The following is a 21,762-nucleotide window of genomic DNA, read 5'->3' on the forward strand; positions in this document are numbered from 1 at the left end:
GGCGCAGCATGGCGTCGCCAAGGCGGTCGCGGATTCGGTCGCCGAGGGCGTGATCCCGATGGATGAGGCCGACGACATCTTCATTGCGGTCGGCGTGTTCATTCACTGGGACGCTTCGGACGACAAGAAGATCCAGGACTACAATTATACCGCGACGAAGGAAGCGATCGCCCGCGCCGTCAAGGGCGAGCCGAAGGCTTCGGAAGTCGTCGCTAAGCGCAACGAAGCCAAGCACCCCTTCGCGCCGAACTGAGTAGGAACATGCGCAGCGGGGAGCCGAACGCTCCCCGCCGCCGCGCTCGCAGCCGACCGACGCCACCGCTCAAGCGGCCAAGCATCGACGCTGCAAAACGATGACGCCGCAGAGTTCTAGAGTCTGGCGCGCGGGGGCGGTCGCCAGCAGAAATTTCGTCTTCCCTGAGGGAAGGCGCAACGAGCAATAGGGGCATTCCGCGCGCGCACAAAGTCGACGCCGCAGGGACGCGAACGCACCGGAAGGGATGGGATTATGGCTTCGTTCTTTGAGAAAATACTGGGCGCGCTCTTTCCGAAGCCGTCGTCCGGCTTCACGTCGAGCAGCGCCAAGACCAGCGTCGGCGAATCGCTCATCGGCGATGGCAATGAGGTCGCGCATATCGACCTGATCATGGGTCCGCGCGGCTCCGCCGCGGAGAAGGCCTTCGCCAACGGCCTCGTCAACAACAAGGACGGCTTTACGACGCTGCTCGCGGTCGTCGCGCCGAACCTGTTGGTGAAGCCCTATACGATGATGTTCAACAAGGTGACCATCAAGAACGCCAAGCAGGCCGTTCAGATGTTCGGCCCGGCGCAGTATGGCGTCGCCAAGGCGGTCGCCGACAGCGTCGCCGAGGGCGTCATTCCGATGAGCCAGGCGGACGACCTCTTCATCTGCGTCGGCGTGTTCATCCACTGGGAAGCCAACGACGATCAGAAGATTCAGGACTTCAATTACTCTGCGACGAAGGAAGCCATCGCCCGCGCGATGAAAGGCGATCCGAGCGCGCGCAGCGTGTTGTCGGCCCGCGTCACCGCGAAACATCCTTTCGCCGCCAACTGAGCTTTGGCGGTTCGCTTTTCAAGGGAGCCTCAGGGGGCTCCCTTTTTTGTGCGCAGATGTGAATCGATCGAGGTCGGCGCTGGTCAGAGCGCCGTCATGCAGCGCCGTGGCGACAAGCGCGCCTGCGGCGCCGATCGCCTCAAGCCGTTCAAGATCGTCCGCGTCGCGAACGCCGCCGGCCGCAAAGACCCGCCGGTCGCCCGCGCGCGCAACGATCTGCGAGATGCGCGCAAAGTCGGGACCCGCGCTGACGCCGACGCGCGTGAGCGTCATGACGATGACCTGGCTCGGCCACAGCTTGGGGCATTCGTGCAGCGCATCGGGCCCCAAAAAAACATCGTCGCGAAAATCGAGCGAGAGAACGACATTGGGATCATGCGTCGCAGCATGCAGGGATTGGCTGTCGCGCAAGGATTCGCTGCCGATCACGCAATCGACGCGCGCTGCGCCGCGCCAGTCGCAAGACTTGGCGCCGGCGTCGACCATGACGCGCAGCGCAGGGAATCGCTCGGTCAACGCGCCAATCTCGCGTCGATTGTCGCCGCTTCCCTGGATCGCGTCGAGATCGGCGATATAGATTCTCTCGAATGGATGAAGCGTCAGAAAGCCGGCGACGACATCGGCCGGCGCGCTCGTCGCCGCAAGCGCCGAAGCGATCGGGCTGTAACTGTCGCGGTCGCCGGCGCGGGCGCGCATGACCGCGCCGTTGCGAATATCGATGACGGGGATGATCTGCATGGGGCATTATAGCGCGTCGCGATCCTGCGACGCCCGGCGAACCTCATGATTCATCGCAGCCTGCTTCTCACTCTTTTTTTACTCGTGTTCGCCGACGCTGCGACGGCGCAGCAAAGCCAGCCGGATTGGCCGTGCCGACAGGTGCGCGTGCCCGAGCTCGCGGTCGGGGGCGTCTGGGCCGGTCCGCCGCTCGACGCCGCCGTGAAACATTGGCGCGATGATGCGACGATCGCCGATCTCGTCACGCGCCTCGCGCAGCGACGCACGCCGATCGACGAAGCCGAGCGGCTTGTCGCGCAATTCGCCAAGTCGGCGGGCGACAAGCGCAAGGAACGCCTGACGACGCTGTTCGCCGGCGTCTATGAGCGCATGAATGACGAGCGGCGCGACCTGGTCAACGGCCTCGACCGCTTTGGCCGGCGCCTGAAAGCCATGGCGGGGACGGCGCGCGAGGAGACGCAGACGCTGCGGGAACTGCAGGATAAAAAGCCGCCGGACCCCGAAGCGATCAAAAAGGCAAGCGAAGCCGTGCAGTGGCGGCTGCGGCTGTTCGAGGAGCAGCGACGCATGGTCGGCTATGTGTGCGAGAGCCCGGCGCTGATCGAGCAGCGTTTCGGCGCGCTCGCGCGCGCAATCCAGCAGGCGATGGAGTGAGCGTCGCCTGTCGTTGCGAGGAGCGTAGCGACAAAGCAATCCAAAAATCCGCGCCGGTCTGGATTGCTTCGCTTCGCTCGCAATGACGGATGACGCGGCGCCCTACTCGCGCGGCTCGGGCTGGCGCTCCTCTAGAGGATGACCGGCCTGCTCCCAGGCGTCGGCGCCGGGCGGATACCACAGCACATGCGTATAGCCGAGGGTGAGCGCGCGTTTCGCGGCGTTCCAGGACGCCCAGCAATTGGTGCGGCAATAGAAGACGAGCGGCTTCGATTTGTCGCCGCCGCTCGCGCGCGCCACGCCCTGCTCGAAATAGCGCGCCATCGGTTCGGAGAGTTCGCCAAATCCGGTGTCGGGAAGCCAGACGCTGCCGGGAATGTCGAAGCGCTTCGGATCCCGCCACACTGCGTTCTTCGGCAGGCCTTCGGGCTTTGGCGGCCGCGACAAGGCGTCGATGAAAACCGCCCTCTTGCCGCTCCACAGTTCAAACGCCTGCGGCGTGTCGAGCACGGTCGCGCCCTTGAGCGTCGCGGGCGTCGGCGCATGATAATTGTCGAGGCGATAGCCTTCCGGCTCCGGCGGCGCTTGGGCGAAAGCCGGCGCGGCGCAAAGCGCGACCGCCGCGCAGAGCGCGCGAACGCCGCGAGCCAATTGTTTCGCCGAACTCATCACGGAACCGTGATCGCATGTCCCGACTCATCGAGCAACGGGACTCCATAGTCGCGAAGAATGCGCTCCAGCTCGATCTTGTTTTGAGCGATCAGCGTATTGAGCTCGCGCTTCCAGTTCTGATCGGAATGGCGAACTCCGAAACCGATGCGGAAGGCCGCGCGGGCGCCAGGCGTCTCCGGCAGCGGCGTCACATTCAGCTTCACGCTCGAATGTTTGGCGTAGTAGCCGGCGATCGGTCCCCACAGCAGCGCGACGTCGATCTCGCCCTTTTCGAGATCATGCGTCATCGCCGCGCCGGAGGATTCGACGCGCGTGTCGACCATCAGCGCATAGGGCTTCACCGACGCCATCAGACCATTCATCGCCAGAACATTGCCGGGCGGCGTGTTGGCGACAAGGCCGATGCGATGCGGCCTTTCCTTCAGACGGGGATCGTCGAGCGTCTTCAGGCCGTCAAGCTCCGAGCCCGCGCGGGTTACGATGGCGTAGGTGGTCCGGTAATAGGGATTGGTGGTCTGCACCAGGTCGTTGCCCTGCGGCATGCCGAGGATGACGTCGCAAAGATGCGCGTTGAGCGTATTGCGCACGAAGCCGGTGGCGCCCGGATAATAGGTATAGGCGAGATCCTTGCCGAGCTTCTTGGCCAGGAATTCGGCGATCCGATTCTCGAATCCTTCGCCCTTGTCGTTTGAAAAGGGCAGATTGTTCGGATCCGCGCACACGCGCAGCGTCTTGGGATCGACGAGTTCGATCGAACCCTGATTGTCGTCGCCCTTGGCGCCGAAGTCGGGCCCCATATGCTGCGCCGAGGCGGGGGCCGCCACAGAGAGGATCGCGGCGGCCCAGCCCGTCGAGAGCAGCGCGGAAAAACCGCGCCGGCTGATGTCAAAGCGGATCATGCGATCGTATCGACGCTCTTATTTCTGGCTCATGCACTCGGTCTCGGCCTTGGCGAAGGCTTCCGGGCGATCTTCCTTCTTCCCCGGACGGCCGGGCTCGATGGCGCCGGTCGAGAGCGCGCGCAGATAGACATAGAGATCGTCGATGTAGCAGGAGGCGTTCTTGTTATCGGCGAAGGCCGGCATGACGCTGTTGCCATTCTGGCGGCCGCCGATGACGATGCCGGCGAACTCCGCGTAGTCGAACCGCTTCACCGAATCCTTGAGCGCCGGCGCATAGGTCGAACCGCCGCCGTTGGGGCCGTGGCAGACGTGGCATTCCGCGTGATAGCGGCGATAGCCGGAGAAGGTGTACCAATCCACCTTGCCGTCAGGACCGACGTTGTAGGTGGGGTCGCCTTTGGCGTCGAAATATTTGCCGTCGGTCGATTTGACGGCCTTGGGGTCTCCCGGCGCGTCGGCCATTGCGGAGCTTCCCACGCACATGATGACGCCCAGAGCTAACGCTCCGGCAAGCGACGATCTCATTACCTCTCTCCTTGGTCTCTTTTCTTCCCACACAGTGTAAACGCCGACGCTCGGCGGCACCTTGACGGTGCGCCGAGCGCCGGCTTTTAATTGCTTCGCGTCTCGCTTAGTTCGGCAGAGCGAAGACAGTCAGCACGCCGCCAAGAGCCGTATAGTTGGCCAGCGACGCATAGTTGCCCACGGCGCCGAGTCCCTCGTTGCTCTTCGAGAGGCCAGCCGCCAAGCCGATGCCGGCCCAGCCGCCAACGCCCGAGAGCACCGCGACATATTGCTTGCCGCCGGACTCATAGGTGGTGACGTTGCCGATGATTCCCGACGGAGTCTTGTACTTATAGAGCTCCTTGCCGGTCTTGGTGTCGACGGCCTTCAGATAGCCCTCGAGCGTGCCGTAGAAGGTGACGCCGCCGTCCGTCGACGTCGCGCCGCCCCAGACCGAGAACTGCTCCTTATTGGACCAGACGATCTTGCCGGTCTTGGCGTCCCAGGCGATGAAGTTGCCGGTGTGGGTCTCGCCCTTGTCCTTGCCCGCCGGGAACATTTCCAGCGTCGCGCCGACGTAGGGCTGGCCCGCCGTATAGCTCACGCGGAACGGCTCATAGTCCATGCAGACGTGGTTGGTCGGAACCAGGAACAGTCCCGTCGTCGCGTCGTAGCTCGCCGGCTGCTGGTCCTTGGAGCCAAGCGCCGCCGGGCAGACATATTGCGTATTGACGTCTTCGCCGTTCTGCTCCGTCGAATATTTCGCCACGCCGAGCGGACGGCCATAGGTCTTGGACGACTTGTCCATGTCGACCTTGCTCGCCCAGTTCACCGCCGGATCAAATTTCTCGGCGACAAGCAGCTCGCCGGTGACGCGATCAAGCGTATAGGCGAAGCCGTTGCGGTCGAAGTGGACGAGAGTCTTGCGCTTCTGGCCGCCCATGTCCTGGTCGGCGAGAATCATCTCGTTGATGCCGTCATAGTCCCACTCATCGTGGGGCGTCATCTGGTAAACCCACTTCGCCTTGCCGGTGTCGAGGTCGCGCGCCCAGATGGTCATCGACCAGCGATTGTCGCCCGGACGCTGCTTGGGGTTCCAGGTCGAGGGATTGCCCGAGCCGTAGTAGACGAGATTGAGGTCGGGATCATAGCTGTACCAGCCCCAGGTGGTGCCGCCGCCGATCTTCCACTGATCGCCTTCCCAGGTCGTGATCCCTGAGTCCTTCTCGACCGGCTTGCCGAGATGGGTGGTCTTGCCCGGCTCGATGAGCGTGTCGGCGTCGGGGCCCATCGAATAGCCGCGCCACACCTGCTGGCCGGTCTTCACGTCATAGGCCGTGATGTGGCCGCGCACGCCGAATTCGCCGCCGGCGATGCCCACGAACACCTTGTCCTTGAAGACATGCGGGGCCGCGGTCGAGGTCTGGCCCTTGGAGGGATCGCCGTTCTTGACCGACCAAAGGAGCTTGCCGGTCTTGGCGTCGAGCGCGACGAGCGTGGTGTCCGCCTGCGCCAGGAAAATCTTGCCGTCGCCATAGGCGAGACCGCGGTTCACCGTGTCGCAGCACATCACCGGCACGACCGACGGATCTTGCTTGGGCTCATACTTCCAGAGGATCTTATGGTCCGGATCCTTCAGGTCGAGCGCATAAACATTGTTGGGGAACGGCGTATGCAGATACATGACGTCGCCGATGACGAGCGGCGCGCCTTCATGGCCGCGCAGAACGCCGGTGGAGAACTGCCACGCCGGCGCGAGCTTGCCGACGTTCTCGGTGGTGATCTGCTTAAGAGCGGAATGGCGCAAGTTGGCGTAATCGCCCGTCGGCATCACCCACTGCTTGGGATCCTTCTGCAGGGTCAGCAAATCGTCGGCCTTCGCCGCGCCGGCGAGCGCGAGTACGGCCACCGAAGTCGACAACAACAGTTTATGCATGAGCTTTTCCTCCTGACGACGCCCGGGGCGCATTTTTATGCGCCGCCGCCGACGTCGTGCCTCCTAGGCGCCTCGACATTGGGAAGGCGATTTCCGTTTATGTCTCATGCCGGCGGGACAAAACGTCCGCCAGCGGCGAGAAGCTCCCGGTTCCCGTCCGGAAGACATCTTTTAACTCGGAAACGGCGGGATAATATGTCGCTAGCGCTTGAATCGCAATCGCAAAAAACAATGGCGCGGCCGTGCGATGGAGCGCATCGGCCTGCCCGTGAAACAGCCAAGGCGAACAACATGTTGCGTCGCTTGCTGGCGCTTGTCGCGGCGCTCGCGCCGCTTGTCGCCGGGTGCCCCGCCCGCGCCTTCTCCTTAAGCGAAATCGCCCCCGGCGTTTACGCGCATCAGGGCGAAACTTCCCTCATGACTCGGGAAAATGTGGGCGACATCGCCAATCTCGGCGCCATCGTCGGGGACGAATCGGTCGCGGTGATCGATACGGGCGGCAGCCTGATCGAAGGCCACGCCTTCCTCGCCGCGCTGCGCGAAAAGACGCAAAAGCCCATTCGCTACGTCATCAACACCCACGCCCATCCCGACCATATTTTCGGCAATGGCGCCTTCGTGGAGACCGGCGCGACCTTCGTCGGGCATAAAAATCTGCCGCGCGCGCTGGCGGCGCGTGGGCCGCATTATCTTTCGGCGTTCCGCGCGCAGATGGGCGACGCCCTCGACGGCGTGACGATCGTTCCGCCGACGCTGACCGTCGATCAGTCGCTGGAACTCGACCTCGGCCATCGCGAGATCGTCCTGCAGGCGTGGCGCACGGCGCATAGCGAATGCGACCTCACCATTCTCGATCCAAAGAGCGGCGTGCTCTTTTCCGGCGATCTGCTCTTTTTACAGCATGTGCCGGTGGTGGACGGTAGCCTGCTCGGCTTCCTCGATGTCGCCGACAGGCTCGCGGCGATCAAGGCGACGCAGGTCGTCGCCGGGCATGGCCCCCTCCCCGCGCCCTGGCCTAAGGCGCTCGACGACCAGCGCGCCTATCTGACGCGGCTGACCGCCGATCTCCGGGCCGCGATCAAGAAGGGCGAGGGCGTCGCGGCGGCGGCCAAGGAAGCCGGCGCCGACGAGCGGGAGAAATGGCGGCTGTTCGAGGACTACAACGCCCGCAACGCGACGGCGGGATTCGCCGAGCTGGAGTGGGAAGGACCGTGAGCGAATCATGTATATAGAGATCGTTTATATAGAGACTCGTTGCGCCCCGGGAGCGCACTGCTCATAGGAGGACCAACGAGCCATGAAGTTAATCTCGTTAACTGTAGAAAATTATAGAAGCATAACTGCTGCTAGGAAAATCCCAATTTCAAATTTGGTGACTTTGGTTGGACCTAATAATGAAGGCAAATCTAATATTCTGAACGCTCTTGTTTTAGGAGTTAGCGCGCTCGCTGAAAACTATCAACGCAAGTCGTTCCTCTACAAATATAACAAGAAACGACACTTACGAAATGCCGTTTACGATTGGGAGGCTGACTTCCCACTGGAGCTACAGAAAATTAACCCAGATGGAAGTTGCCATATTACACTTGAGTTTGAGCTTCATGATAGCGATATAGAAGCTTTTCGATCCCAGTTCAGTCTGAAAGTAGAAACATCGATCGTCGTCTCTATTCAATTCGGAAAAACGAATATTCCAAAATTTGAGTTGAGAAATATGGGTGACGATTCCGCGTCTTTAGCAAAGAACGCAACAGCAGTAGCGCGTTTTATCTCGCACCGCGTCGACATACAGTATATTCCGGCTGTTAGGAATGTCGCTTCTGCTCAGGACATTGTTAACGATCTCGTTGCAAAAGAACTTAGCAAGATCGAGGAGGCCACGCGATATAGACAAGCTCTCCGAGACATCGCCGAATGCCAAGAGCCTGTAATAAATCAGCTATCTGAGTCAATAACAGCCACAATAAAACAGTTTATGCCCGCGATCAAGCAGGCAAAGATTGTTGTTGAAGAACAAGACAGATCAATCGCCTTGAGGAGGGCCTTTACCTTGTTCGTGGACGACGGCGCGGAAACCCCTCTCCAGGCAAAAGGTGATGGGGTTCAAAGCCTAACAGCGCTCGCTTTAATGCGCCACGCTGCTCAGTACAAAAGCAGCACGCAGGACTCGATAATTGCGCTTGAGGAGCCAGAATCCCATCTCCATCCTGATGCGATTCGAGCGCTCAAGGGTGTATTAGAAGATCTATCCGGTAATAATCAGGTGGTTATTACTACCCATAATCCAATTTTTGCTAACAAAATAAATGTTTTGAACAATATTATTGTTAGCAACAACCGAGCATACCCGGCGAGCAGTGTCAAAGAGATTCGTGACGTACTGGGAGTAAGGGTGGACGATAATCTCACAAGCGCGGAACTTATTCTCATTGTTGAAGGAGAAGAGGACAAAATCTTTTTCGACGCAATTTTCAGATTACAGGGATACGGCGTCGATTATGCTTACAAAGATGGGCGGTTGGGAATCGATGTTCTACGAGGCGCTGGGAATCTTGCGCATCGGGTTAGGATGCATACGGAAGCGGTTTCGCGCGTGCACGCTTTTCTTGATAACGACAGAGCGGGGAAAGACGCCTTCGAAAAGGCCAAGCGCGCCGGACTTATGTTGGACTCGCAAGTTAATTTTGCTGCAGTCGGAGGAAAAACAGAGTCAGAGCTCGAAGATTTATACAAAGAGGAGGTCTACGCAGACATCATCCGCCAAGAAACTGGTTTGGATTGGATCAAGACTGGGCCCGACAAAAACGCAAAGTGGGCTGATCGCCTAAGAAACTTACTACGCCGGGCGGGTAAGCCTCATGATGATACGGCTGTATTCGCGATAAAACTGCGAGTAGCAGCTGCCGCCAAGGAACTTGGCCTGGATTCCATCCATGAAAGCAAGAATTTGCCGATCATGAGTTTGCTCGGAAGCCTTAAGCAAAGCTTAGACGTCAGCTGAACTGAGAGCAGTTTCGGCTATCGTATTCCGTGACTTTGTCTCGCATGCTGCTCCCGTCTTAGGCTAAAGTCCGTAAAACTTCGAGGGGTTCCAATGTCGAGCAGGACACAAGAGCGAGCATTCAAAGCAGTGATTTTCGCGGCTGTCGTCAGTTCAAGCGCCCTCGCGCAAACCGCGCCCGATCCCTGGCCGGAGCTCGTCGTCGATATTTTCCACAGTCGCCCGATCGCGGCGGCTGACGGCGTCATCGCGCTTGAAGCGCCGGCGCGGGCCGAGGACGCGGCCATCGTGCCGATGACCATGCGCTTCACCGACCCGACGCAGATCAAAGTCGCGACGCTGGTCATCGACCAGAACCCGATGCCGATGGCCGCGGCCTTCACGCTCGGCGATAAGTCCGGCGTCGGCTTCATCGAAACCCGCGTGCGGGTCAATTCCTATAGCAACGTCCATGCGGTGGCGGAAACGGGCGACGGCGGGCTGCGCGGCGACGCCAAATTCGTCAAAGCCTCTGGCGGCTGTTCGGCGCCCGCGGTCAAGGACGAGGATGAGGCGGTCGCCAATCTCGGCAAGATGAAATATCGCGAGTTCAAGAGCGCCGATCCGGCAAAGCGCGAGGCGCAGATCATGATCCGCCACCCGAACGCCTCGGGGATGCAGATGGACCCGGTCTCGCGCGCCTATCTGCCGGCGCATTTCATCGATGCCGTCGAAGTCTTTCAGGGCGACGCGCCGATCTTCAAGATGGAAGGCGGCATCTCGCTCTCCGAGGACCCGACCTTCCGCTTCACCTATGCGCCGAACGGCGCGAAGACGATCCGCGTCGAGGCCCATGACAACAAGGGCGGCGTCTACAAGGGCGAATGGCCGATCGGCGAAGCGTCATAGAGCGCTTCCCGATCACATCGAACAATGTGATCGATATGGAATCGCTCAAAATCATTGGAGCAGGTTCTCATCGAAAGAGTCCGTCAACTTTTTCGGAACCTGCTCATGGCGGCGCTCAATAGGTCGCGGCGAGATAATCGACGATGGCGGCGGCGTCGGGTTCGTCGATCTGCGCATGGTATGACGCGATCATCTTCTTGACGACGCCCTCCCAGAAGGCGCGGCCCATCTTGGGCGGCTGGCGTTCGATATAGTCGACGGAGTGGCAGGCGGCGCAATTGCTCTGGGCGGTTTCCTGGGCCGGTCCGGGGCGCAGCGTCGCGGTCTCTTCCGGCAGCGAATAGGTCAGCGTTTCGGCGGCGCCGAGCGCCGGCGCGAGAGACGCCGCCGTCGCCATCAGGATGAGCGTTTTGCGAAAGCGCGGCATGTTTTCGTTAGACCGCCTCTATCCGAATTGTCTCCACCACGTTCCGCATATAGCCGGCATGGTTCCATAGGGGCGCCAAGGGCTGCGACTGGCCGTCGCGATTGACGGCGCGGGATTTCAAATGATGCACGCCGGGCCGCAGGGAGAGTTCGCTCCGCCATTCGCGGAAGGAATAGCGGCCGAGATCCTCGCCAAGCCGAGCCGCGGCCCAGCTCGCGCCGTTATCGGCTGAGAGCAGCACGGCTTCAATGCCCTGGCCGCCATCGAAGGCGATGCCCCTGACCTCGAATGCGACATAGGCCGCGACTTTCGCGTCTTCGGCCGGCCGCGTCACGAAACTGCGGACATTGAGCCGCTTGATCGGCCGCGTCGCCCCCTTCGGCGCGCCGGGCGTGACGCAGACGCAGTCATTGTCGGGGATGCGATAGGCGCTCGACATCCAAAAGCCGCTAAAATCGCTGTCGAGCACCTCGATGTCGTTGAGGTGCTTCACCCAATAGGTCCCGTAGCAGCCGGGAACCACCAGCCGCAGCGGGAAGCCGTTGAGCCATGGCAGGTCTTCGCCATTCATGGCGTAAGCGAGCATCACTTCGCCGTCGCCGGCGTGGCCGAGGTCGAGCGCCTTCATGTAATCCGGCGTCTCCGGCGCCACTGGAGCGTCGAGCCCGTTGAAGGCGACGGACTGAGCCCCCGGCTTCGGGCCGGCCTTTTCGAGCAGCGTCTTGAGCGCGACCCCGCGCCAGCGAGCGTTGCCCATCGCGCCATGGCCAAACTGTCCGCCGCCGACGCGCGGCTCGACGAAGCCGCGGCTGTTGCCGGAACATTGGTTCACGGCGACAATCTCGATCGGCTCCAAGTCGCGCTTGAGCTCTTCGAGCGAAAGCGACAGCGGCGTCTCGACATGGCCCCGCAGCTCAAGGCGAAAGGCTTCTGGATCAATGCTGAGCGGGACGCCGGCGAAATGATAGCGCACGAAAAAGGCGTCGTTCGGCGTCAACACGCCTTCATCGTAAACGGAGAAAGGGGTTTCGAGCTGAGGCGGCCTGACGGTCTGCTCGATCAGCGCGCGTTTCCCAGGGTAGCGCACGAGGGGCCGCTCGCCATTAGCGAAGCCCAGTCGCGCGCTTTCCGCCGAGAACGCGCGCCGTCCATCTAACGAGGACAGAGCTGCGAGCCCAAGGCTTGCGCCGCGCAGAAATGATCGCCTGCTCGTGGCTCGGGGCATCGTTCACGCCGCTCGCGCCGTCGCTTTGCAGCGCTGCGCGGCTAGACCGTCACGAACCCCAGATCGTCAGCGCCGCGCATAGCGCGAACGGCAGCGTCGCAAGGGCGAAAACGCCCGTAACGCACAGAAACCGCTCCGTTTCGCTCGCCTCTCTCGGAGCCGCCTTGTCCTGCCAGTTGATGAACGCCATCACGATCCCCTTACAATTCCACACGGGCGCCCCTGCCGTTTGGCTCAGCAAAAGAGGCGCCCGCAGAGAAACGCGCGAGACGGCGAATCGTTGCAATATCGTTAAAAAAGGCTGAAGCGCCGGCTATTTTACCGACGTGCGGCGACGACCGGCGCGCGGGAGCGGCGCTGGGTCGGCGGCGGCGCGGGCGCAGCGCTTTCGCTGAACAGCTCGGCCAATTTTTCTGTCATGGCGCCGCCCAACTCCTCGGCGTCGACGATCGTCACCGCGCGGCGGTAGTAGCGGGTGACGTCATGGCCGATGCCGATGGCGATGAGTTCGACCGGCGACTTGCTCTCGATCTCGTGAATGATTTGGCGCAGGTGCCGCTCCAGATAGTTGCCGGCGTTAACCGAAAGCGTCGAATCATCGACCGGCGCGCCGTCCGAGATCATCATCAAGATGCGCCGCTGCTCTGTGCGCGCGAGCAATCGGCGATGCGCCCAATCGAGGGCCTCGCCGTCGATATTCTCCTTCAACAGCCCTTCCCGCATCATCAGGCCGAGGTTGCGTCTGGCGCGGCGCCAGGGCGCGTCGGCGGCCTTATAGATGATGTGGCGGATGTCGTTGAGGCGACCGGGATTGGCCGCCTTCCCTTCGGCGATCCAGGCCTCGCGAGACTGGCCGCCCTTCCAGGCGCGGGTGGTGAAGCCCAGGATCTCGACCTTGACGCCGCAGCGCTCCAGCGTGCGCGCCAGAATGTCGGCGCAGGTGGCCGCGACCGTGATCGGGCGCCCGCGCATCGAGCCGGAATTGTCCAGAAGCAGCGTCACCACCGTGTCGCGAAAGTCCATGTCCTTTTCGCGTTTGAAAGAGAGCGGCTGCTGGGGATCGATGATGATCCGCGGCAGTCGCGCGGGGTCGAGCATGCCCTCCTCGAGGTCGAACTCCCAGGAACGGCTCTGCTGCGCCATCAGCCGGCGCTGCAGCCGATTCGCCAGCCGTCCGACGACCGAGGAGAGATGCAGCAGCTGCTTGTCCAGATAGGCGCGCAGCCGGTCCAGCTCCTCGACGTCGCAGAGCTCCTCGGCGCGAATGATCTCGTCGAAGCGGGTGGTGTAGGCGTGATAATCGGCGCCGGCGCGCTCGGCGGCGTTCGTCGCCGGGTGACGCGCCTCGGCGGCCTCTTCGGCGTCTCCGGCGTCAGCCTCTCGCTCGGTCTCGCCATAGGGCGCTTCGGCGGAGTCGCTTTCGCCTTCCTGCTCGGCGTCTTCGGCCGAGAGCGCCGTATCCATCTCGGCGGCGCTCTTGGACTCTTCATCGTCCCGATCGTCGCTCTCGCTCTGGTCGGGATTTTGTGGCGCGTCCTCGCTTTCCTCGTTGGACTGCGTCTCGTCCGGCGCTTCGCCGCTCGCCATATCGAGATGCGAAAGCAGCTCACGCACGATCTGGGCGAAAAGCTTCTGGTCCTCCACCGCCCCGGACAATCGGTCGAGGTCGGCGCCGGCGCGCTCTTCGATCGTATCGCGCCACAGCTCGACGATTTTTTGCGCGTGCTGCGGCGGATTGAGTCCGGTCAGGCGTTGGCGCGCGAGCAGCGCCAGCGCGTCTTCGAGCGGCGCGTCGTCGCGCCCTGAGATTTCATCTGCGTGGCTGCGCTGATAGCGGTCGTCGAGCATGGCGCTGATATTCGCGGCGACGCCGGGCATCCGCATCGCGCCGATCGACTCGCAGCGCGCCTGCTCCAAGGCGTCAAAGGCGGCCCGGGCCGCCGTGGGTTCCGGCGAATAGCGGCGATGCAGCGCGTCATCGTGACAGGCGAGGCGCAGCGCCAGAGAATCCGCCTGGCCGCGCAGAATCGCGGCGTCCTTTACGTTCAGCTTTCGCGGCGGCTCCGTCAGCCGCGCCTTCGCCCCGTCGGCGCCGGCGATGAGCGAGGGCCGCTCGGGGGCAAAATTCACCTCGAGCGCTGGCGAGCGCGCCATGGCGCGCATGGCGCCGGCGACGGCGCGCTTGAACGGCTCCTGCGGCGCCTCTTTGGGCGAGGCGGGCCGTCGGTTTGTTGGGACTGGCGGCATGACGGAACTATATGCGCGCCGCTCGGCGAAGCCGCAAGTCGGCCGGCGGTCAGCGGCCGGGCAAGTCGATAGGCAGGCAAGTCGATAGGCAGGCAAGTCGACATGTACGCGAAAAAGCCGCGCAGCCAAGCCGCGCGGCTTTTTTTCAGTCGAGATTATCAGCCGAGGTGCGAAATCATCGGAGCGACCAGGACCACGGTCACAATCGCGGCGATGGCGCCGACAACCCAAATCATGCCCTTTAAACGCGAAGAGGCTGCGGTGTTCATGCTCATTTTGTCTCTTTACATGGACATGCCTGCGAAGAAATTACATAAGCCGCCGGCAGGAATGCCCAGAAAAGCTGCAGCCTATTCCTGATATTTAAGCGTAAAAACGGGGTTTGCAAGCCAGTTTGAACGTAAAGACCGCCCAGGAGCAGCGAACCGAAACAGTATTTTTTGCCGCTCATAATTTAGGAAAAACTTCGAATCCCTTGTTCAGGCATGGCGAAGCGGCGGTTAGGGGATGCGAGATCCTTGGCGAATGTGGACCAATTGACGCATGCTCCTGAAAAAGCCTTCGCACGGCCGAAGCGTTGACTTCGGTCAACGGCGGAAGGTCGGCAATCCGATCGCCACGGGAGCGGCCCGTCACAATTTGCGTTCCTGCTTGCTGAAATTCGAAAGGTCGCCTTCCGCCGCAGCCCGCCGGCGCCATGATTTCGCGATCGCCGGATATTTGATTTCCTTGCTGATGCGCGACACTTGCTGCTGCAGTTTCTCGCTCCCGCAGGAGGGACAGGCCGGGGTGTCCGACGCGCGCACCAAGAGTTCGAATTCGGCGGAACAGGCGTCACAGACATAGGCGTAAAGCGGCATCGGGGCCTCGCGTCAGTTGGCGTTCACGGAACGCCCTCGCGCGAGCAATTTTCGTTCCGCATGCGGGACTCATGCTTGCGCGCCCGCGACGCGTCGGCGAGCGGCTACTCGGTTGAGCGCCGTCATGCCCCCACCCCGGCCCTCCCCCACTTCGCGGGAGAGGGAGAAGATTGCGCGTTTCACAAGAGATTGCGCGCAACGCCCGCCGCCCCCTCTCCCATCCGAAGTCGGCTGTTGCCGACTTCGGCGTCGATGCGCAAACCGGGAGCACCCGGTTTGGCAAGCGGGGGAGGGTGAGGGAGGGGGCCAAGCAACGCCTCTTTAAGTCATCACCACATTCACGGCGCTTTCCGGCAGCTCCTTGCCGAAGCAGCGCTGATAGAATTCGGCGACGAGCGGACGCTCGAGCTCGTCGCATTTGTTCAAGAAGGTCATCCGGAAGGCGAAGCCGATGTCTCCGAAAATCTCGGCGTTCTCCGCCCAGGTGATCACCGTGCGCGGACTCATCACCGTCGAAAGGTCGCCGGCCATGAAGGCGTTGCGGGTGAGGTCGGCGACCCGCACCATCTTATTGGCGACGTCGCGGCCTTCCTTCGTCGCGCCGTAGGATTTCGCCTTGGCGAGCACGATATTGGTCTCGGCGTCATGCGGCAGGTAATTCAGCGTCGCGACGATCGACCAGCGGTCCATCTGCGCCTGGTTGATCTGCTGCGTGCCGTGATAGAGGCCCGACGTGTCGCCGAGCCCGACAGTGTTGGCGGTCGCGAACAGACGGAACGCCGGATGCGGCCGGATGACGCGGTTCTGGTCGAGCAGCGTCAGGCGGCCGGAGACTTCGAGCACGCGCTGGATCACGAACATCACGTCGGGCCGCCCGGCGTCATATTCGTCGAAACACAATGCGACGCAGTGCTGCACCGCCCAGGGCAGGATGCCGTCGCGAAACTCGGTGACCTGCTTGCCGTCCTTCAGGACGATGGCGTCCTTGCCGACAAGGTCGATGCGCGAGATGTGGCTGTCGAGATTGACGCGGACGAAGGGCCAGTTGAGCCGCGCCGCCACCTGCTCGATATGCGTCGACTTTCCCGTGCCGTGATAGCCGGTCACCATCACGCGCCGATTCCTGGCGAAGCCGGCGAGAATGGCGAGCGTCGTCTGCCGATCGAAGAGGTAGTCCGGGTCAAGGTCCGGCACATGTTCGTTGCGCTCGGAAAAGGCGGGAACCTCCATATCGGAGTCGATTCCGAACACCTGGCGCACCGAGATCTTCATGTCCGGCGTGCTCTCGAGGCCCGTTGCGGCGTATTCTACAGCGACCAAAATGCGTCCTCCTTGCGCGGACCGTTTCGTCCCCGCATGATTGCGCCGAATATGTCTGCGCCGCCGCGGAAAAGCGCCGCGCGCGACGAGCGCTCAGACCAGCCGGGCGGCCCTCAGCGTCTTATAGGCATGGATGATTTCCCGCAATTTTTCCTCGCGCGAGCGGTCGCCGCCATTGGCGTCGGGATGATGGCGCTTGACGAGCTCCTTGTAGCGGGCGCGGATCGTCACGGCGTTCGCCGTCTCCTCAAGCCCCATGGCGACGAACGCCCTGATCGTCACTGGCGAATGATGCGGACCCCGGCGCTCGGCGGGCTGAGGACGGCGGAAGCGCTGGCGATAGACGCCAAGCGGATCGGCCGCCGCCATCGTGTCCTCGCGAAAGCCCGCCTGTCCGCGTTTCGTCCCCATGGACCATGTCGGCCGGTGCCCGACCGTCGCGTCCTTCATGTAGCGGGCGACTGAAGCGTCATCCATGCCGTTGAAATAATTGTATGTGGCGTTGTATTCCCGGACATGTTCGAGGCAGAAGCAGAGATATTGCCCCTCACGCAGCCGGCCCATTGGCGCGCGGTGGACGCCCTCCGCCTCACAGCCGGGAGAATCGCAGCGCGTCACGGTCTCGCGCCGAGTTTCGCGCGGCTCGCGCTTGGTTCGGATGCGGTCGAAGAGGGGCGAATTCAGGTCCATTTCATTCCATTATGATGGCGCCGCAGCGCGCCGCAAGCGCAACCAAGCGCCAATGTGCTAAATCGGCGGTCGAACCGGAGATAAACATGACGGATCAGGGTAAAGGCGTCGTCAAGACGCGCATCGCACAGAAACTCACCGAAGCCCTCGCGCCAGCGGCGCTCAACGTGATCGACGAATCGCACAGCCACGCGGGGCATGGGCATCACCATCCCGACGGCGAAACCCACTTCAGAGTGGAGGTGGTGAGCGCGGCTTTCGAGGGCAAGAGCTTGATCGAGCGGCATCGTCTCGTCAATGCGCTTCTCTCCGACGAGTTGGCCGACCGCGTTCACGCTCTGGCGATCAGCGCCAAAACTCCGCACGAGGCTGCGCCTGCCTAACGCCATCAACTGCGCAGCGGGGCGCCGTCAGCGCCGCAGTCGACCTCGGAAACGTCCTCGCCCATGGCGATGCGGGCGCGGGCCAGCGCGCCGCCGGCGTCATAGGAGTAATCGTGCCGCAGCTCCACTTCGCCATAGACGAGCTTCTCGCAACTGACGATCCTGCCCTCGGCGTCATAAGTCGCTCGAAAATACGTGTTGCGGTTCTTAAGCTCGCTCGCCTCGAGCGGCCCCAGGAGCTTCAATGGCAAACGAACCCCGGAATAGGAGAGAAAATACCGGCATTCTTCTTCATTAGGCGCTTCATTAATCTCCGACATCATCGCTCTCCCCGGTCCCCGGCGTTTCTTCAAGCGACGCCGCGCAACCTGGTACGAGAAAATCGCGCCAACCTCATGGCTCCCCACATGGCTCCCCCCAGTGCGCGGCTGAAGCCAGCGGCCCTTGACGGTCGGCTGGGCAGCGGGTAGCCGGGCGGCGGCGGCGCTGCGCCGCATCGAGAGGGCTGCATCATGGCCGCCGCCGACAAAATGGCGAAACCCGCCGCCAAGCCGGCCAATCCCTGCTTTTCCTCCGGCCCTTGCGCCAAGCGCCCGGGATGGGCGCTGGCGCATCTCGCCGGGGCGGCGCTCGGACGCTCCCACCGATCAAAGACCGGCAAAGAGAAACTGGCGCAGGCCATCGCGCTGACGCGGGAGACGCTGGGCGTTCCTGCCGATTACCGCATCGGCATCGTGCCGGCCTCCGACACCGGCGCCGTGGAGATCGCGCTCTGGTCGCTTCTCGGCCCAAGGGGCGTCGATGTCGTCGCTTGGGAGAGCTTCTCGAAAGACTGGGTCAATGATGTCCTGAACCAGTTGAAGATCGAAAAGGCGCGAAGCCTCGCCGCGCCCTATGGCGAATTGCCCGATCTCTCGCAGATCGACTTCGACAATGACGTCGTCTTCGCCTGGAACGGCACGACGTCGGGCGTACGCGCGCCCAACGCAGATTTCATCCCGGCGGATCGCAAGGGCCTGACGATTTGCGACGCGACCTCGGCGGCCTTCGCGCAGCCGCTCGACTTCACCAAGCTCGATGTGACGACCTACAGCTGGCAAAAGGTTCTCGGCGGCGAGGCCGCGCATGGCATGCTGATTCTCTCGCCGCGTGCGGTCGAGCGGCTCGAGAGCTATGCGCCGCCCTGGCCGATGCCGAAGATTTTCCGACTGACGAAACAGGGGAAGCTGAACGAGGGAATTTTCCGGGGCGAAACGATCAACACGCCCTCGCTCCTCGCGGTCGAAGATTATCTCGACGCGCTGTCCTGGGCGCAATCGATCGGCGGGCTTGAGGCGCTGTTCGCGCGCTCGAACGCCAATGCGCGGGCGGTCGGCGACTGGGTTGAAAAGACGCCTTGGGTCGACTTCCTGGCCAAGGATCCGGCGACCCGATCCAACACCAGCGTCTGCCTCGTCTTCTCCGCAGAGAGCGCGGCGAAAGACGCCGACGCGCAGGCGGCGCTCGCCAAGAAGGTGGTTACGATGATTGAACGGGAGGGCGCGGGCTATGATTTTGGCGCCTATCGCGACGCGCCGCCGGGCTTTCGCATCTGGTGCGGCGCGACGGTGGAAACCGCCGACGTGGCGCTGCTGACCAAATGGCTCGATTGGGCCTATGCGCAGGCTTGCGCCGACGCCGCGCAAGCGGCGTGAGAGATCGCCGCGCCGCTACGAATCGCTCCAGTCCGTCACCATCAGGCCCGGCACGCGGTCGAACTCGCGGCGGTTGGCAGTGACGAGAACGGCGCCGCGCCGGCGCGCTTGCGCGGCGATCAAAACGTCATAGGGACCGATCGGTTTGCCATGACCTTCAAGATAAGCGCGAATGTCGCCTGCGGCACGCGCGTCATCAGCGTCGAAAGTCGCGATTTCGGATATGGCCGCGAGGAAGTCGTCGAGTCGAGCGTGATTCCTCTCGGGCGCCACGCTTTTCGCTGCGCCATAGCGAAGCTCGGCAAGGACCGGCGTGGGGACGAGCAAGCGCGATCCGCAATGCAACTCGGCTCTCAACCGCTCGTCAAGGTGAGGCGCGCGCCGGGTCATTACGCCTATGATCACATTCGTATCGAGACAAAACATGCGCCGCCTCAATCGAAAGTGACTTCATCATCGGGTTCGAGCGGAGCTTCGTCCGGGAGCTCCGGAAAGTCCGTATCGAGATAGGCGTCGAGCTTTGCACGCCAGGCCTCGACGTCGAAAGGCGGCCTTTCCAACGGCTCCAAAATGACCTTGTCGCCGACCTTGCTCACGCGCACTTCCGTTCCCGGCATACGAAATTCTTTCGGAAGCCGTACGGCTTGGCTGCGGCCGTGTTGGAACAACTTCGCGGTGGCGGTCATGTCGCCTCTTATGATATCTATTTATGATAGATACCAAATTTTTTGATTGTTTTCCAGCCCTTCTTCGGTCGCCGCCAAAAATCTAGATTGCGTTCAGCGCAAGCGCGCTTCCACATTGAGACGCCCAATGCCGCTCATTCCTTTCTTTGCAGGATGATCATATGCCGCCGCGCGTTCTCATCTCGGATTCTCTTTCGCCCGCCGCCGCGCAGATTTTCCGCCTGCGCGGACTGGACGTCGACTTCGAACCGACGCTGGGAAAAGACAAGGACAAGCTTGCCGCCGCGATCGCCGACTATGACGGACTCGCGATCCGTTCGGCGACGAAGGTGACCGCCGACATCTTTGCGCGGGCGCCGCGGCTCAAGGTCGTCGGCCGCGCCGGCATCGGCGTCGACAATGTCGACGTCGCCGCCGCCACCGCGCGCGGCGTCATCGTCATGAACACGCCCTTCGGCAATTCCATCACCACCGCCGAACACGCCATCGCGCTGATGTTCGCCTTGGCCCGCGAAATTCCCGCCGCCGACGCCTCGACCCAGGCCGGCAAATGGGAAAAGAACCGCTTCATGGGCGTCGAGATCACCGGCAAGACGCTTGGGATCATTGGCTGCGGCAATATCGGCGCGAATGTCGCCGAACGCGCGCTCGGCCTGAAGATGCGCGTGATCGCCTTCGATCCTTATCTCACCCAAGAGCGCGCCGAAGAGCTTGGCGCCGAAAAGGTCGACCTCGACGAACTCTTGGCAAGAGCCGACTTCATCACATTGCATACGCCGCTCACGCCGCAGACGAAGAATATTCTCTCGGCGGAAAACCTCGCCAAGACATGCAAGGGCGTGCGCATCATCAATTGCGCGCGCGGCGGGCTGGTCGACGAAGAGGCGCTGCGCAAGGCCCTCGACGACGGCCATGTCGCCGGCGCCGCCTTCGACGTGTTCGCGCAGGAGCCGGCGACCGAAAACCCATTGTTCGGCCATCCGCACGTCGTCTGCACGCCGCACCTCGGCGCTTCGACGAGCGAGGCGCAGGAAAAGGTCGCGCTGCAGATCGCCGAGCAGATGGCGGATTATCTCACCCGAGGCGCGATCGCCAACGCCGTGAATTTCCCCTCGATCAGCGCCGAAGAGGCGCCGCGTCTGAAGCCCTTCGTCGAACTCGCCGAAAAGCTCGGTCTCTTCGTGGGTCAGGTCGCCGTCGCCGGCGTCGACACATTGTCGATCGTCTACGAAGGCGCCGTCGCGTTGCAGAAGACGCGGCCGATTACGGCGGCTGCGATTTCGGGGCTGCTTCGCCCCATTCTCGAAGACGTCAATCCGGTGTCGGCGCCGATCCTCGCCAAGGAGCGCGGCCTGGCGATTGAGGAAATCACCCGCGAGGCGCAAGGCGACTATGAATCTCTTGTCACGCTCAGCGCGCATACCGCGCAGGGCGAAATTTGCGTTTCGGGAACGGTTTTCCACGACGGCAAGCCGCGCATTATCGGCATCGGCGAGATTGGCGTCGACGCCGAATTCGCGCCGTCGATGATCTATCTGACGAATGAAGACAGGCCCGGCTTCATTGGCAGATTCGCCGGCGTGCTCGGCGAAGCCGAGGTCAATATCGCCACGTTCGCGCTAGGCCGCGACAGGCCCGGCGGCGGCGCAGTCGCGCTCGTCGCCATCGACGGCGAACTGCCGCCGCAGGCGCTCGCCGCCCTGAAAAGCCTGCCCGGCGTCAAGCAGGCGACGACGCTTAAATTCTGAGTAACGCTCTTTGTTGATAATCCGTCGGCGCGCGGCGGCAGTGTTGCAAGTCTGCCACTCTCCCGGAAGAAACGCGGCTCGTCCTGAGTTTCGCGCGTCGGCCCGCTTG

At 62.4% G+C, this 21,762-nt stretch carries 25 protein-coding genes; 10 read left to right on the forward strand and 15 right to left on the reverse strand.

What is annotated here, in order from left to right:
* Window positions 1-253, forward strand: a 253-nt coding sequence (locus ACR65W_RS13740; RefSeq protein WP_434501166.1) for a formaldehyde-activating enzyme, incomplete at its 5' end; no start/stop codon positions are given.
* 255 nt (window positions 254-508) lie between these two features.
* A complete protein-coding gene (fae, locus tag ACR65W_RS13745) occupies window positions 509-1,078 on the forward strand; it encodes a formaldehyde-activating enzyme (protein WP_434501167.1) in 570 nt (189 codons plus the stop codon).
* A gap of 18 nt (window positions 1,079-1,096) precedes the next feature.
* Here fae and ACR65W_RS13750 read toward each other — a convergent pair whose 3' ends face one another.
* Window positions 1,097-1,816: a HisA/HisF-related TIM barrel protein gene (locus ACR65W_RS13750; RefSeq protein ID WP_434501168.1), complete on the reverse strand. Its 720-nt coding sequence runs from the start codon at window positions 1,814-1,816 to the stop codon at window positions 1,097-1,099.
* Window positions 1,817-1,861: 45 nt separating this feature from the next.
* Here ACR65W_RS13750 and ACR65W_RS13755 point away from each other — a divergent pair, with 45 nt between their 5' ends.
* Window positions 1,862-2,470, forward strand: coding sequence for a hypothetical protein (locus tag ACR65W_RS13755; RefSeq protein ID WP_434501169.1), 609 nt, complete (start codon window positions 1,862-1,864; stop codon window positions 2,468-2,470).
* A gap of 102 nt (window positions 2,471-2,572) precedes the next feature.
* Here the strand turns inward: ACR65W_RS13755 and ACR65W_RS13760 are convergent, their stop codons facing one another.
* The 4 genes from ACR65W_RS13760 to xoxF5 form a co-directional block, all read right to left on the reverse strand.
* Entirely contained in the window at window positions 2,573-3,139 is a 567-nt protein-coding gene (locus ACR65W_RS13760; protein WP_434501170.1) for a PQQ-dependent catabolism-associated CXXCW motif protein, read from the reverse strand.
* Window positions 3,139-4,041, reverse strand: coding sequence for a substrate-binding domain-containing protein (locus tag ACR65W_RS13765; RefSeq protein WP_434501171.1), 903 nt, complete (start codon window positions 4,039-4,041; stop codon window positions 3,139-3,141). The genes ACR65W_RS13760 and ACR65W_RS13765 overlap by 1 nt, the downstream gene beginning before the upstream one ends.
* Before the next feature lie 18 nt (window positions 4,042-4,059).
* Entirely contained in the window at window positions 4,060-4,527 is a 468-nt protein-coding gene (locus ACR65W_RS13770) for a c-type cytochrome, methanol metabolism-related (protein ID WP_196399542.1), read from the reverse strand.
* 148 nt (window positions 4,528-4,675) lie between these two features.
* The gene (xoxF5, locus tag ACR65W_RS13775) at window positions 4,676-6,484 is read right to left on the reverse strand and encodes a lanthanide-dependent methanol dehydrogenase XoxF5 (RefSeq protein ID WP_434501172.1); all 1,809 of its coding nucleotides are present in this window, start codon (window positions 6,482-6,484) and stop codon (window positions 4,676-4,678) included.
* Window positions 6,485-6,775: 291 nt separating this feature from the next.
* Here xoxF5 and ACR65W_RS13780 point away from each other — a divergent pair, with 291 nt between their 5' ends.
* From ACR65W_RS13780 to ACR65W_RS13790, 3 genes are all read left to right on the forward strand, one after another.
* Entirely contained in the window at window positions 6,776-7,699 is a 924-nt protein-coding gene (locus ACR65W_RS13780) for a quinoprotein relay system zinc metallohydrolase 2 (protein ID WP_434501173.1), read from the forward strand.
* Window positions 7,700-7,781: 82 nt separating this feature from the next.
* Window positions 7,782-9,485, forward strand: coding sequence for an ATP-dependent nuclease (locus ACR65W_RS13785; RefSeq protein ID WP_434501174.1), 1,704 nt, complete (start codon window positions 7,782-7,784; stop codon window positions 9,483-9,485).
* Between the two features lie 93 nt (window positions 9,486-9,578).
* Window positions 9,579-10,373, forward strand: coding sequence for a quinoprotein dehydrogenase-associated SoxYZ-like carrier (locus ACR65W_RS13790; RefSeq protein ID WP_434501175.1), 795 nt, complete (start codon window positions 9,579-9,581; stop codon window positions 10,371-10,373).
* Between the two features lie 115 nt (window positions 10,374-10,488).
* Here the strand turns inward: ACR65W_RS13790 and ACR65W_RS13795 are convergent, their stop codons facing one another.
* The 4 genes from ACR65W_RS13795 to cobT form a co-directional block, all read right to left on the reverse strand.
* Window positions 10,489-10,800 (reverse strand): cytochrome c, encoded by a 312-nt coding sequence (locus tag ACR65W_RS13795; protein ID WP_434501176.1) that lies wholly within the window; start codon window positions 10,798-10,800, stop codon window positions 10,489-10,491.
* A gap of 7 nt (window positions 10,801-10,807) precedes the next feature.
* On the reverse strand, window positions 10,808-12,025 hold the full coding sequence (locus ACR65W_RS13800; RefSeq protein WP_434501177.1) for a molybdopterin-dependent oxidoreductase: 1,218 nt from the start codon (window positions 12,023-12,025) through the stop codon (window positions 10,808-10,810).
* A gap of 49 nt (window positions 12,026-12,074) precedes the next feature.
* Window positions 12,075-12,215 (reverse strand): hypothetical protein, encoded by a 141-nt coding sequence (locus tag ACR65W_RS13805; RefSeq protein ID WP_175094729.1) that lies wholly within the window; start codon window positions 12,213-12,215, stop codon window positions 12,075-12,077.
* A gap of 128 nt (window positions 12,216-12,343) precedes the next feature.
* Window positions 12,344-14,272: a cobaltochelatase subunit CobT gene (gene cobT, locus ACR65W_RS13810; RefSeq protein WP_434501178.1), complete on the reverse strand. Its 1,929-nt coding sequence runs from the start codon at window positions 14,270-14,272 to the stop codon at window positions 12,344-12,346.
* A gap of 102 nt (window positions 14,273-14,374) precedes the next feature.
* Between cobT and ACR65W_RS13815 the strand changes: the two genes are divergently transcribed.
* Complete coding sequence (locus ACR65W_RS13815) at window positions 14,375-14,632, forward strand: hypothetical protein (protein WP_434501179.1); 258 nt, start codon at window positions 14,375-14,377, stop codon at window positions 14,630-14,632.
* Window positions 14,633-14,904: 272 nt separating this feature from the next.
* Here ACR65W_RS13815 and ACR65W_RS13820 read toward each other — a convergent pair whose 3' ends face one another.
* The 3 genes from ACR65W_RS13820 to ACR65W_RS13830 all read right to left on the reverse strand — a co-directional run bounded on the left by ACR65W_RS13820 (window position 14,905) and on the right by ACR65W_RS13830 (window position 17,142).
* Window positions 14,905-15,132, reverse strand: coding sequence for an FmdB family zinc ribbon protein (locus ACR65W_RS13820; protein ID WP_434501180.1), 228 nt, complete (start codon window positions 15,130-15,132; stop codon window positions 14,905-14,907).
* A 321-nt stretch (window positions 15,133-15,453) separates the two neighbouring features.
* A complete protein-coding gene (cobS, locus tag ACR65W_RS13825; RefSeq protein WP_014890856.1) occupies window positions 15,454-16,452 on the reverse strand; it encodes a cobaltochelatase subunit CobS in 999 nt (332 codons plus the stop codon).
* Window positions 16,453-16,545: 93 nt separating this feature from the next.
* On the reverse strand, window positions 16,546-17,142 hold the full coding sequence (locus tag ACR65W_RS13830; protein ID WP_434501181.1) for a J domain-containing protein: 597 nt from the start codon (window positions 17,140-17,142) through the stop codon (window positions 16,546-16,548).
* Between the two features lie 86 nt (window positions 17,143-17,228).
* Here ACR65W_RS13830 and ACR65W_RS13835 point away from each other — a divergent pair, with 86 nt between their 5' ends.
* Complete coding sequence (locus ACR65W_RS13835) at window positions 17,229-17,525, forward strand: BolA family protein (RefSeq protein WP_434501182.1); 297 nt, start codon at window positions 17,229-17,231, stop codon at window positions 17,523-17,525.
* Between the two features lie 5 nt (window positions 17,526-17,530).
* Here ACR65W_RS13835 and ACR65W_RS13840 read toward each other — a convergent pair whose 3' ends face one another.
* Window positions 17,531-17,848 carry a DUF6156 family protein gene (locus tag ACR65W_RS13840; RefSeq protein ID WP_434502729.1) on the reverse strand — a complete coding sequence of 106 codons (318 nt, stop codon included), beginning with the start codon at window positions 17,846-17,848 and terminating at the stop codon, window positions 17,531-17,533.
* 189 nt (window positions 17,849-18,037) lie between these two features.
* Between ACR65W_RS13840 and ACR65W_RS13845 the strand changes: the two genes are divergently transcribed.
* A complete protein-coding gene (locus ACR65W_RS13845) occupies window positions 18,038-19,219 on the forward strand; it encodes a phosphoserine transaminase (protein WP_434501184.1) in 1,182 nt (393 codons plus the stop codon).
* Window positions 19,220-19,234: 15 nt separating this feature from the next.
* On the opposite strand, the gene ACR65W_RS13850 is transcribed toward ACR65W_RS13845, so the two are convergent.
* Complete coding sequence (locus ACR65W_RS13850) at window positions 19,235-19,645, reverse strand: type II toxin-antitoxin system VapC family toxin (protein ID WP_434501185.1); 411 nt, start codon at window positions 19,643-19,645, stop codon at window positions 19,235-19,237.
* Window positions 19,646-19,653: 8 nt separating this feature from the next.
* Entirely contained in the window at window positions 19,654-19,905 is a 252-nt protein-coding gene (locus ACR65W_RS13855; RefSeq protein WP_434501186.1) for an antitoxin, read from the reverse strand.
* A gap of 161 nt (window positions 19,906-20,066) precedes the next feature.
* Here ACR65W_RS13855 and serA point away from each other — a divergent pair, with 161 nt between their 5' ends.
* Window positions 20,067-21,653, forward strand: a complete 1,587-nt coding sequence (serA, locus tag ACR65W_RS13860) for a phosphoglycerate dehydrogenase (RefSeq protein ID WP_434501187.1) — start codon at window positions 20,067-20,069, stop codon at window positions 21,651-21,653.
* Window positions 21,654-21,762 lie beyond the last annotated feature (109 nt).

The sequence above is a fragment of the Methylocystis sp. genome (assembly GCF_051062815.1).
Lineage (GTDB): Bacteria > Pseudomonadota > Alphaproteobacteria > Rhizobiales > Beijerinckiaceae > Methylocystis.